This is a genomic window from Streptococcus sp. k-402, assembly GCF_013277515.1.
GTDB lineage: Bacteria > Bacillota > Bacilli > Lactobacillales > Streptococcaceae > Streptococcus.
In genome coordinates this window covers 90,535-101,353 of record NZ_VMNB01000007.1, presented here as the reverse complement: position 1 = coordinate 101,353, position 10,819 = coordinate 90,535, and the positions used below count along the sequence as shown (strand labels likewise).

Here is a 10,819-nt window from a genome sequence, read left to right as displayed (position 1 = left end):
TCAGTAACCATACCTACGGCAAGGCGAAGCTGATGTGGTTTGAAGAGATTTTCGAAGAGTATAAACTGCTTATGAAAATAAAAAGGAGTCCAGATGGAACATATTATTTATCAGCTTGAAGAGGATTTGGCAATCCTTACCTTGAACCGTCCTGAGGTTGCAAATGGCTTTCATATTCCTATGTGTGAAGAAATTTTAGAAGCCTTGACTCTGGCAGAAGAAAATCCAGCTGTGCATTTTATCTTAATCAATGCCAATGGCAAAGTCTTTTCAGTTGGGGGAGATTTGGTAGAGATGAAGCGGGCAGTGGATGAGGATGATATTCCATCATTGACGAAAATCGCAGAATTGGTCAATACTATTTCCTATAAAATCAAGCAAATAGGTAAACCTGTTTTGATGGAAGTTGACGGTGCTGTTGCAGGTGCCGCAGCCAATATGGCTGTTGCGGCAGATTTCTGTCTTGCAACGGATAAGGCTAAGTTTATCCAAGCATTTGTTGGCGTTGGTTTGGCTCCAGATGCAGGTGGGATTCATCTCTTGAGCCGCAGTATCGGTGTGACGCGTGCTGCTCAATTAGCCATGACAGGTGAGGCTTTGACCGCAGAAAAAGCCCTAGAATGGGGACTAGTTTACCGCGTTTCTGAAGTTGATAAACTTGAAAAGACGAGAGAACAGCTTCTTAAAAAATTAAGACGTGGTTCAAGTAATTCCTATGCAGCCATTAAGAAGTTGGTTTGGGAGAGCCAATTTAAAGACTGGCAGGATTACGCTACTTTAGAACTGAACTTACAGGAATCCTTAGCTCAAACAGAGGATTTCAAAGAAGGAGTGCGAGCTCATTCGGAGAGAAGACGGCCTAAATTTACAGGAAAATAAAAAAATACTTGCATCATTCTTTGAACTTTGATATAATTCTCTTGTCAAATGTTTTGATTGTAAAAGTTTTTTTGAGAAGGAGGGAAAGAAAGATTGGACTACCAACGAATTAATGAATATTTAACATCTATATTTAACAATGTCCTTGTCATTGAGGAAGTGAGCTTGAGAGGTAGTCGTTTCAAGGATATCTCCATCAAAGAAATGCATACGATTGATGTGATTGGGAAATTCCCAGACGTGACACCAAGTCAAGTGTCAAAAGAGTTGATGGTGACTCTTGGGACAGTTACGACTAGTTTGAATAATCTCGAACGCAAGGGTTACATTGAACGCATTCGCTCAGAGCAGGATCGTCGTGTGGTGCATCTACATTTGACAAAGAAGGGTCGCTTGGTTCATAGGCTGCATAAACGCTTCCACAAGGCCATGGTTGAAAAAATCATTGATGGTATGAGTAAGGAAGAAATTGATGTTATGAGCAAAGGCTTGACCAATCTTTATCAATTTTTGGAGGATTTGAAATAATGGCTTTTGCAAAAATAAGCCAGGTTGCTCATTATGTGCCAGAGCAAGTGGTTACAAATCATGATTTGGCTCAGATTATGGATACCAATGATGAGTGGATTTCAAGTCGGACGGGAATACGACAAAGGCATATTTCAATAACAGAATCTACCAGTGATTTAGCTACAGAGGTTGCTAAGAAACTGATGGTAAAAGCTGGAATCACAGGAGAGGAGCTGGATTTTATCATCCTAGCTACCATTACTCCTGATTCGATGATGCCCTCTACAGCTGCTCGTGTTCAAGCTAATATAGGTGCTAATAAGGCCTTTGCTTTTGACCTAACAGCTGCTTGCAGTGGATTTGTATTTGCTCTTTCAACTGCTGAAAAATTTATCGCTTCTGGTCGCTTTCAAAAAGGCTTGGTGATTGGCAGTGAAACCCTCTCTAAAGCAGTCGATTGGTCGGACCGATCAACAGCTGTTTTGTTTGGAGATGGTGCTGGTGGCGTCTTGCTAGAAGCTAGCGAGAAAGAGCATTTTTTGGCTGAGAGTCTCAATAGCGATGGAAGTCGCAGCGAGTGTCTAACGTACGGACATTCAGGCTTGCATTCTCCGTTTTCAGATCAAGAAAATGCAGATTCGTTTTTGAAGATGGATGGACGCGCAGTCTTTGATTTTGCCATTCGAGATGTAGCCAAGTCTATCAAACAGACTATTGACGAATCTCCTATAGAGGCGACAGATTTGGATTATCTGCTACTGCATCAGGCTAATGTCCGTATTTTGGATAAGATGGCTAAAAAAATTGGTGTTGACCGAGCTAAACTTCCAGCCAATATGATGGAATATGGCAATACCAGTGCAGCAAGTATCCCGATTTTACTTTCAGAGTGTGTAGAACAAGGCCTCATCCCTTTAGATGGTAACCAGACTGTTCTGCTATCAGGCTTCGGTGGAGGCTTGACCTGGGGCACACTCATTCTTACAATTTAGGTAATCATGTGGTGAACACATTGTTATAAAAAACTATTTATTTTAAAGGAGTCCTATCATGGCAGTATTTGAAAAAGTACAAGAAATTATCGTTGAAGAACTTGGAAAAGACGCATCAGAAGTAACACTTGAATCAACTTTTGATGATTTGGATGCAGATTCATTGGACTTGTTCCAAGTAATCTCAGAAATCGAAGATGCTTTTGATATCCAAATCGAAGCAGAAGATGACTTGAAAACAGTTGGTGACTTGGTTGCCTACGTTGAAGAGCAAACAAAATAATACTCAATGAAAATCAAAGAGCAAACTAGGAAGCTAGCCGCAGGCTGTACTTGAGTACGGCAAGGTGACGCTGACGTGGTTTGAATTTGATTTTCGAAGAGTATAAGCAGAATATAAGATAGAAGGAGTAGGGAAACCCGCTCCCTCTTGTTTAGGCAATAGTTTGATTTTCAAATTATGGCAGTATCGAACTATTACGTAAGCAAGAAACGATGGAGGCACTATGAAAACACGTATTACAGAATTATTGAACATTGATTATCCTATTTTCCAAGGAGGAATGGCCTGGGTCGCTGATGGTGATTTGGCAGGAGCTGTTTCCAAGGCTGGAGGACTAGGCATTATCGGTGGGGGAAATGCCCCGAAAGAAGTTGTTAAGGCAAATATTGACAAGATCAAATCGTTAACGGATAAACCCTTTGGTGTCAACATCATGCTCTTGTCTCCCTTTGTGGAAGATATTGTAGATCTCGTTATCGAGGAAGGCGTCAAAGTGGTTACAACAGGGGCAGGAAATCCTGGTAAATACATGGAACGCTTTCACGAAGCTGGTATTACAGTTATTCCAGTTGTACCAAGTGTTGCCCTAGCTAAACGCATGGAAAAAATCGGTGCGGACGCTGTTATTGCAGAAGGAATGGAAGCTGGGGGGCATATCGGTAAATTAACAACTATGACCTTGGTGCGTCAAGTGGTGGCAGCTGTATCTATTCCTGTTATTGCTGCAGGAGGGATTGCGGATGGTGAAGGTGCTGCGGCTGGATTTATGCTAGGGGCAGAGGCTGTTCAGGTTGGAACTCGCTTTGTCGTTGCAAAAGAGTCTAATGCCCATCCAAATTATAAGGCGAAAATTTTAAAAGCTAGAGATATTGATACTACGATTTCAGCACAACACTTTGGCCATGCTGTTCGTGCGATTAAAAATCAGTTGACTCGTGATTTTGAAAAAGCTGAGAAAGATGCCTTTAAACAAGAAAATCCTGATTTGGAAATCTTTGAACAAATGGGAGCAGGTGCCCTAGCCAAAGCAGTTGTTCACGGTGATGTGGATGGTGGATCTGTTATGGCAGGTCAAATCGCAGGCCTTGTTTCCAAAGAAGAAACCGTTGAAGAAATCCTAAAAGATTTGTACTATGGAGCAGCTAAGAAAATTCAAGAAGAAGCCTCTCGTTGGGCAGGAGTTGTAAGAAATGACTAAAACAGCCTTTTTATTTGCTGGTCAAGGTGCCCAGTATCTAGGGATGGGACGGGATCTCTATGATCAGTATCCGATTGTCAAAGAAACGATTGATCAAGCCAGTCAGGTTCTTGGTTATGATTTGCGTCATCTCATCGATACAGAAGAAGAAAAACTCAATCAGACCCGCTATACGCAACCAGCTATTCTAGCGACTTCGGTTGCTATCTACCGTTTATTGCAAGAAAAGGGCTATCAGCCTGATATGGTTGCTGGTTTGTCCCTTGGAGAATATTCTGCCTTGGTGGCCAGTGGCGTCTTGGATTTTGAAGATGCGGTATCCTTGGTCGCTAAGCGTGGAGCATTCATGGAAGAAGCGGCTCCTGCTGGCTCTGGCAAGATGGTAGCAGTTCTCAATACACCAGTAGAGGTCATTGAAGAAGCCTGTCAAAAAGCTTCTGAACTTGGAGTAGTTACTCCAGCCAACTATAATACACCTGCACAAATCGTGATTGGTGGAGAAGTGGTTGCAGTCGATCGAGCTGTCGAACTTTTGCAGGAAGCAGGTGCCAAACGCTTGATTCCTCTCAAGGTGTCAGGTCCTTTTCATACCGCTCTCCTTGAGTCTGCTAGCCAAAAACTAGCTGAAACTCTAGCTCAGGGAAGTTTTTCAGATTTTACTTGTCCCCTAGTCGGCAATACAGAAGCTACAGTTATGAAAAAAGAAGACATTGCTCAACTTTTGACGCGTCAGGTCAAGGAGCCAGTTCGCTTCTATGAAAGTATTGCAGTTATGCAAGAAGCAGGCGTAACCAACTTTATCGAGATTGGACCGGGGAAAGTCTTGTCAGGCTTTGTTAAAAAAATTGATAAGACGGCTAAACTAGCCACTGTTGAAGATCAGGCGAGTTTGGAAGCCTTGCTAGAAAACGAGTAATCCCTTCTCCCATAAATACAAGAGGAAACAGGAGAAAAGAATGCAACTAAAAAATAAAAATATCTTTATTACAGGTTCGAGTCGTGGGATTGGTCTTGCCATCGCCCACAAGTTTGCTCAAGCAGGAGCCAACATTGTCTTAAACAGTCGTGGGGTCATCTCAGAGGACTTGCTAGCTGAGTTTGCAGACTATGGTGTCAAGGTGGTTCCCATTTCAGGGGATGTGTCGGATTTTGCAGACGCTAAGCGTATGGTTGAGCAAGCTATTGCTGAGCTGGGTTCAGTAGATGTTTTGGTTAACAATGCAGGAATTACCCAAGATACCCTTATGATTAAGATGACAGAAGCAGATTTTGAAAAAGTGCTCAAGGTTAACTTGACTGGTGCCTTTAACATGACACAATCAGTCTTGAAACCGATGATGAAAGCCAGAGAAGGTGCTATCATTAACATGTCTAGTGTTGTTGGTTTGATGGGAAATATCGGTCAAGCTAACTATGCAGCTTCTAAGGCTGGTTTGATTGGTTTTACCAAGTCTGTGGCGCGTGAAGTGGCCAATCGCAATATCAGGGTTAATGCTATTGCACCTGGAATGATTGAGTCCGATATGACAGCTGTTCTATCAGACAAGGTCAAAGATGCCATGCTGGCGCAAATTCCTATGAAAGCATTTGGGCAGGCAGAGCAGGTTGCAGATTTGACAGTATTTTTAGCAGGCCAAGATTATCTAACTGGTCAAGTGGTTGCCATTGATGGTGGCTTAAGTATGTAGCAGAAGCTAGAGGTAAAAAAGATGAAACTAAATCGCGTAGTAGTAACAGGTTATGGAGTAACATCTCCAATCGGAAATACACCAGAAGAATTTTGGAATAGTTTGACAACTGGAAAAATCGGAATTGGTCCAATTACAAAATTTGATCATAGTGACTTTGATGTGCATAATGCGGCAGAAATCCAAGATTTTCCTTTTGATAAATACTTTGTAAAGAAAGATACCAATCGTTTCGATAACTATTCTTTGTATGCCTTGTACGCAGCCCAAGAAGCCGTTAATCATGCTAATTTAGATGTAGAGGCTCTTGATAAAGATCGTTTTGGTGTTATCGTGGCCTCTGGTATTGGTGGAATCAAGGAAATTGAAGATCAAGTGCTTCGACTCAACGAAAAAGGGCCAAAACGTGTGAAACCATTGACCCTTCCAAAAGCCTTGCCAAATATGGCTTCAGGAAATGTTGCCATGCGTTTTGGAGCAAACGGTGTTTGTAAATCAATCAATACTGCCTGCGCTTCATCAAATGATGCGATTGGAGATGCCTTCCGCTCAATTAAGTTTGGTTTCCAAGATGTTATGTTGGTAGGTGGTTCAGAAGCTTCTATTACACCTTTTGCTATTGCTGGTTTCCAAGCCTTGACAGCTCTCTCTACTACAGAGGATCCAACTCGTGCTTCTATCCCATTTGATAAGGACAGAAATGGGTTTGTTATGGGTGAAGGTTCAGGGATGTTGGTTCTTGAAAGTCTGGAACACGCTGAAAAACGTGGCGCTACTATCCTGGCTGAAGTGGTTGGTTACGGAAATACTTGTGATGCCTACCACATGACTTCACCACATCCAGAAGGTCAGGGAGCCATCAAGGCCATCAAACTAGCCTTGGAAGAAGCAGAGATTTCTCCAGAGCAAGTAGCCTATGTCAATGCTCACGGAACATCAACTCCTGCTAATGAAAAAGGAGAAAGTGGTGCAATCGTAGATGTTCTTGGTAAGGAAGTACCTGTATCATCAACCAAGTCTTTCACAGGACATTTGCTGGGTGCTGCTGGTGCAGTAGAAGCTATCGTTACAATCGAAGCCATGCGTCATAACTTTGTACCAATGACAGCTGGAACAAGTGAAGTATCAGATTATATCGAAGCCAATGTCGTTTATGGACAAGGCTTGGAGCAAGAAATTCCATACGCTATTTCAAATACTTTTGGTTTTGGTGGCCACAATGCAGTTCTTGCTTTCAAACGTTGGGAGAATAAATAACTATGAATTTAAACGATATTAAAGACTTGATGGCCCAATTTGACCAGTCAAGTTTGAGAGAATTTTCTTATAAGAATGGGACGGATGAGTTACAGTTTAGCAAGAATGAAGCGAAACTGGTGTCTGAAGTTGCACCTCAAGTCGCTCCAGCGCCCGTTCTAACAACACCAAGTCTAGTAGCTCCTTCATCTGCTCCAGTAGAGACTGTAACAGAAAAAGTTTCAGCTCCAGCTGAAACAAGTGTAGTTGCTGAGGGAGATCTTGTAGAAAGCCCACTTGTTGGGGTGGCTTACTTGGCTGCTGGTCCTGATAAACCTGCCTTCGTTACAGTTGGTGATAGTGTCAAAAAAGGTCAAACATTGGTAATCATCGAAGCCATGAAAGTCATGAATGAAATCCCATCTCCTAAGGATGGTGTGGTAACGGAAATTCTCGTTTCTAACGAAGAAATGGTTGAATTTGGTAAAGGATTGGTACGTATCAAATGATCGATATTCAAGGAATCAAAGAAGCCCTTCCCCACCGTTATCCTATGCTCCTAGTAGACCGTGTCTTGGAAGTGAGCGAGGACACTATTGTTGCCATCAAAAATGTGACCATCAATGAGCCTTTCTTTAACGGCCACTTTCCTCAATACCCAGTTATGCCAGGTGTTCTGATTATGGAAGCCTTGGCGCAAACTGCTGGTGTCTTGGAGTTATCAAAACCTGAAAATAAAGGGAAACTGGTCTTTTACGCTGGTATGGACAAGGTTAAATTCAAGAAGCAAGTTGTACCAGGCGACCAATTGGTTATGACAGCGACTTTTGTCAAACGTCGTGGCACCATTGCTGTGGTTGAAGCAAAGGCTGAAGTGGATGGCAAGCTTGCAGCCAGTGGTACTCTTACTTTTGCCATTGGGAGCTAAGGAGGTTCTCCATGTTTCGAAAAATTTTAATTGCCAATCGTGGTGAAATTGCGGTTCGTATTATCCGTGCAGCGCGTGAATTGGGGATTACAACGGTGGCGGTTTATTCAACTGCTGATAAGGAAGCCCTTCATACGCTTTTGGCAGATGAGGCTGTTTGCATCGGTCCTGGTAAGGCAACTGAGTCTTATCTCAATATCAACGCGGTTCTATCAGCCGCAGTTTTGACTGAGGCAGAAGCTATTCACCCAGGTTTTGGATTTCTCAGTGAAAATTCTAAATTTGCTACCATGTGTGAAGAAGTTGGTATCAAGTTTATCGGTCCATCTGGTCATGTCATGGATATGATGGGGGATAAAATCAATGCGCGTGCTCAGATGATCAAAGCAGGCGTGCCTGTCATTCCAGGTTCGGATGGAGAAGTGCATAACTCTGAGGAAGCTTTGATTGTTGCTGAAAAAATTGGCTATCCTGTTATGCTCAAGGCTTCAGCAGGTGGAGGTGGTAAAGGGATTCGTAAGGTTGAAAAACCAGAAGATCTCGTTTCCGCCTTTGAAACTGCTTCTAGCGAAGCCAAGGCCAACTATGGTAATGGTGCCATGTACATTGAACGGGTTATCTATCCAGCTCGTCACATCGAGGTTCAAATCCTAGGAGATGAACACGGAAATGTGATTCATTTAGGTGAACGGGATTGTTCTCTTCAACGAAATAACCAAAAGGTTTTGGAAGAAAGTCCTTCGATTGCAATCGGAAAAACACTGCGCCATGAAATTGGTGCTGCGGCTGTTCGAGCTGCAGAGTCTGTTGGTTATGAGAATGCAGGGACCATTGAGTTTCTTCTTGATGAAGCAAGTAGCAATTTCTACTTCATGGAAATGAATACTCGTGTACAAGTAGAACATCCAGTAACAGAATTTGTTTCAGGTGTGGATATCGTTAAGGAACAGATTCGCATTGCGGCAGGTCAGCCTTTATCTGTTAAGCAAGAAGATATTGTCCTACGCGGTCATGCCATCGAGTGTCGGATCAATGCAGAAAATCCAGCCTTTAACTTTGCCCCAAGTCCAGGTAAGATTTCCAATCTCTATCTGCCAAGTGGGGGAGTTGGCTTGCGCGTGGATTCAGCAGTTTATCCAGGTTATACCATTCCGCCTTATTATGATAGTATGATTGCCAAAATCATCGTTCACGGTGAAAATCGTTTTGACGCCTTGATGAAAATGCAACGTGCCCTCTATGAATTAGAGATTGAAGGAGTGCAGACCAATGCAGATTTCCAGCTTGACCTCATTTCAGATCGCAATGTCATTGCTGGGGATTATGATACTTCCTTCTTGATGGAAACCTTCTTACCTAAATATCAAGAAAAAGAATAAAATGACTTCAAGAGTTTAAACCGAAAAGGGGAATCAATGGCTCTATTTAGTAAAAAAGATAAGTATATTCGAATCAATCCCAATCGTTCGGTTAGGGAAAAACCTCAAGCTAAGCCAGAGGTTCCAGATGAATTATTCTCCCAGTGTCCAGGCTGCAAGCATACCATTTATCAGAAGGATCTGGGAAGTGAGCGTATCTGTCCGCACTGTAGCTATACCTTTCGTATTTCTGCCCAAGAACGCTTGGCTTTGACGATTGATATGGGAACCTTCAAGGAATTGTTTACAGGGATTGAAAGCAAGGATCCCTTGCATTTCCCTGGTTATCAAAAGAAACTAGCAACTATGCGTGAAAAAACAGGTCTGGATGAAGCCGTTGTGACAGGAACAGCTCTTATTAAAGGTCAGACTGTGGCTCTTGGGATAATGGATTCTAACTTTATCATGGCTTCTATGGGTACAGTTGTAGGTGAGAAAATCACTCGTTTGTTTGAGTATGCGACTGTCGAACAATTGCCAGTTGTTCTCTTCACAGCCTCTGGTGGAGCCCGTATGCAGGAAGGAATCATGAGTCTCATGCAGATGGCCAAGATTTCTGCAGCGGTTAAACGCCATTCAAATGCAGGTCTCTTTTACCTGACCATTTTGACAGATCCAACGACAGGTGGTGTGACAGCTTCTTTCGCTATGGAAGGCGATATCATTCTAGCAGAACCACAGAGTTTAGTCGGTTTTGCTGGGCGTCGTGTCATTGAAAATACGGTTCGTGAAAGCTTGCCTGAGGGGTTCCAAAAGGCAGAATTCCTATTGGAGCATGGATTTGTGGATGCTATTGTCAAAAGAAGAGACTTACCAGATACGATTGCTAGTCTAGTCAGATTGCACGGAGGGGGTCCCAGATGAATATTGCAAAAATAGTCAGAGAAGCGCGTGAGCAGAGTCGCTTGACAACTTTGGACTTTGCGACAGGCATTTTTGATGAATTTATCCAATTACATGGTGACCGTTCTTTTCGTGATGATGGTGCAGTTGTTGGTGGTATCGGCTGGCTTGGAGATCAAGCTGTAACAGTGGTTGGTATCCAAAAAGGCAAGAGTTTACAAGATAACCTCAAGCGGAATTTTGGTCAACCGCATCCAGAAGGCTACCGCAAGGCCCTACGGTTGATGAAACAGGCTGAAAAATTTGGCCGTCCAGTTGTGACCTTTATCAATACAGCAGGTGCCTATCCTGGTGTGGGAGCGGAAGAACGTGGACAGGGAGAAGCCATTGCTCGCAATCTCATGGAAATGAGTGATCTGAGAGTTCCTATTATCGCTATCATTATCGGTGAAGGTGGTTCAGGTGGTGCTCTGGCTCTAGCAGTCGCAGACCGTGTCTGGATGCTGGAAAATTCTATCTATGCTATTCTCAGTCCAGAAGGCTTTGCTTCCATTCTATGGAAGGACGGCAGTCGTGCCATGGAAGCAGCAGAGTTGATGAAAATCACTTCACACGAGTTATTAGAAATGGACGTGGTGGATAAAGTGATTTCTGAAGCAGGACTTTCTAGTAAGGAACTGATTAAGAATGTCAAAAGAGAACTTCAAGCTGAGCTAGCTAGACTTTCACAAAAACCGCTAGAAGAGCTGTTGGAAGAACGTTATCAACGATTTAGAAAATACTAATACAAAAACTAGAACTGGCAGTCAGTTCTAGTTTTTATTGCTTCTTATACTCAATGAAA

Annotated in this window: 13 protein-coding genes; all 13 read left to right on the top strand. The window is 42.8% G+C overall.

Translation table 11 applies throughout. From position 1 onward, the window contains the following. Positions 1-93: 93 nt before the first annotated feature. The 13 genes from HT724_RS05935 to HT724_RS05875 all read left to right on the top strand — a co-directional run bounded on the left by HT724_RS05935 (position 94) and on the right by HT724_RS05875 (position 10,760). A complete protein-coding gene (locus tag HT724_RS05935) occupies positions 94-879 on the top strand; it encodes an enoyl-CoA hydratase (RefSeq protein ID WP_173275574.1) in 786 nt (261 codons plus the stop codon). A gap of 93 nt (positions 880-972) precedes the next feature. Beyond that, a complete protein-coding gene (locus tag HT724_RS05930) occupies positions 973-1,407 on the top strand; it encodes a MarR family transcriptional regulator (protein WP_000386353.1) in 435 nt (144 codons plus the stop codon). Next, positions 1,407-2,381 carry a beta-ketoacyl-ACP synthase III gene (locus tag HT724_RS05925; RefSeq protein ID WP_173275571.1) on the top strand — a complete coding sequence of 325 codons (975 nt, stop codon included), beginning with the start codon at positions 1,407-1,409 and terminating at the stop codon, positions 2,379-2,381. The genes HT724_RS05930 and HT724_RS05925 overlap by 1 nt, the downstream gene beginning before the upstream one ends. A 58-nt stretch (positions 2,382-2,439) precedes the next feature. Further along, a complete protein-coding gene (locus HT724_RS05920) occupies positions 2,440-2,664 on the top strand; it encodes an acyl carrier protein (protein ID WP_000257838.1) in 225 nt (74 codons plus the stop codon). Between the two features lie 223 nt (positions 2,665-2,887). Then, positions 2,888-3,862, top strand: a complete 975-nt coding sequence (gene fabK, locus HT724_RS05915) for an enoyl-[acyl-carrier-protein] reductase FabK (protein ID WP_023945583.1) — start codon at positions 2,888-2,890, stop codon at positions 3,860-3,862. Continuing rightward, complete coding sequence (gene fabD, locus HT724_RS05910; RefSeq protein ID WP_173275568.1) at positions 3,855-4,778, top strand: ACP S-malonyltransferase; 924 nt, start codon at positions 3,855-3,857, stop codon at positions 4,776-4,778. Before fabK ends, fabD begins: the two co-directional genes overlap by 8 nt. Before the next feature lie 40 nt (positions 4,779-4,818). Further along, positions 4,819-5,550: a 3-oxoacyl-[acyl-carrier-protein] reductase gene (gene fabG / locus HT724_RS05905; protein ID WP_173275565.1), complete on the top strand. Its 732-nt coding sequence runs from the start codon at positions 4,819-4,821 to the stop codon at positions 5,548-5,550. 21 nt (positions 5,551-5,571) lie between these two features. Beyond that, a complete protein-coding gene (gene fabF, locus HT724_RS05900) occupies positions 5,572-6,807 on the top strand; it encodes a beta-ketoacyl-ACP synthase II (RefSeq protein WP_173275562.1) in 1,236 nt (411 codons plus the stop codon). 2 nt (positions 6,808-6,809) lie between these two features. After that, complete coding sequence (accB, locus tag HT724_RS05895; RefSeq protein WP_173275559.1) at positions 6,810-7,295, top strand: acetyl-CoA carboxylase biotin carboxyl carrier protein; 486 nt, start codon at positions 6,810-6,812, stop codon at positions 7,293-7,295. Further along, positions 7,292-7,714 carry a 3-hydroxyacyl-ACP dehydratase FabZ gene (gene fabZ, locus HT724_RS05890; RefSeq protein ID WP_042901453.1) on the top strand — a complete coding sequence of 141 codons (423 nt, stop codon included), beginning with the start codon at positions 7,292-7,294 and terminating at the stop codon, positions 7,712-7,714. Before accB ends, fabZ begins: the two co-directional genes overlap by 4 nt. An 11-nt stretch (positions 7,715-7,725) precedes the next feature. Then, complete coding sequence (gene accC, locus HT724_RS05885; RefSeq protein ID WP_173275556.1) at positions 7,726-9,093, top strand: acetyl-CoA carboxylase biotin carboxylase subunit; 1,368 nt, start codon at positions 7,726-7,728, stop codon at positions 9,091-9,093. 36 nt (positions 9,094-9,129) lie between these two features. Next, positions 9,130-9,996, top strand: a complete 867-nt coding sequence (accD, locus tag HT724_RS05880) for an acetyl-CoA carboxylase, carboxyltransferase subunit beta (protein ID WP_173253073.1) — start codon at positions 9,130-9,132, stop codon at positions 9,994-9,996. Continuing rightward, on the top strand, positions 9,993-10,760 hold the full coding sequence (locus tag HT724_RS05875; RefSeq protein ID WP_173229353.1) for an acetyl-CoA carboxylase carboxyl transferase subunit alpha: 768 nt from the start codon (positions 9,993-9,995) through the stop codon (positions 10,758-10,760). Before accD ends, HT724_RS05875 begins: the two co-directional genes overlap by 4 nt. The last annotated feature ends 59 nt before the right edge of the window (positions 10,761-10,819 follow it).

Coding starts and splice junctions, on each gene's coding strand:
- fabK (WP_023945583.1), top strand. CDS start 2,888: ATGAAAACACGTATTACAGAATTATTGAACATTGATTATCCTATTTTC.
- HT724_RS05935 (WP_173275574.1), top strand. CDS start 94: ATGGAACATATTATTTATCAGCTTGAAGAGGATTTGGCAATCCTTACC.
- fabF (WP_173275562.1), top strand. CDS start 5,572: ATGAAACTAAATCGCGTAGTAGTAACAGGTTATGGAGTAACATCTCCA.
- HT724_RS05920 (WP_000257838.1), top strand. CDS start 2,440: ATGGCAGTATTTGAAAAAGTACAAGAAATTATCGTTGAAGAACTTGGA.
- fabG (WP_173275565.1), top strand. CDS start 4,819: ATGCAACTAAAAAATAAAAATATCTTTATTACAGGTTCGAGTCGTGGG.
- fabZ (WP_042901453.1), top strand. CDS start 7,292: ATGATCGATATTCAAGGAATCAAAGAAGCCCTTCCCCACCGTTATCCT.
- accB (WP_173275559.1), top strand. CDS start 6,810: ATGAATTTAAACGATATTAAAGACTTGATGGCCCAATTTGACCAGTCA.
- accD (WP_173253073.1), top strand. CDS start 9,130: ATGGCTCTATTTAGTAAAAAAGATAAGTATATTCGAATCAATCCCAAT.
- HT724_RS05925 (WP_173275571.1), top strand. CDS start 1,407: ATGGCTTTTGCAAAAATAAGCCAGGTTGCTCATTATGTGCCAGAGCAA.
- HT724_RS05875 (WP_173229353.1), top strand. CDS start 9,993: ATGAATATTGCAAAAATAGTCAGAGAAGCGCGTGAGCAGAGTCGCTTG.
- fabD (WP_173275568.1), top strand. CDS start 3,855: ATGACTAAAACAGCCTTTTTATTTGCTGGTCAAGGTGCCCAGTATCTA.
- accC (WP_173275556.1), top strand. CDS start 7,726: ATGTTTCGAAAAATTTTAATTGCCAATCGTGGTGAAATTGCGGTTCGT.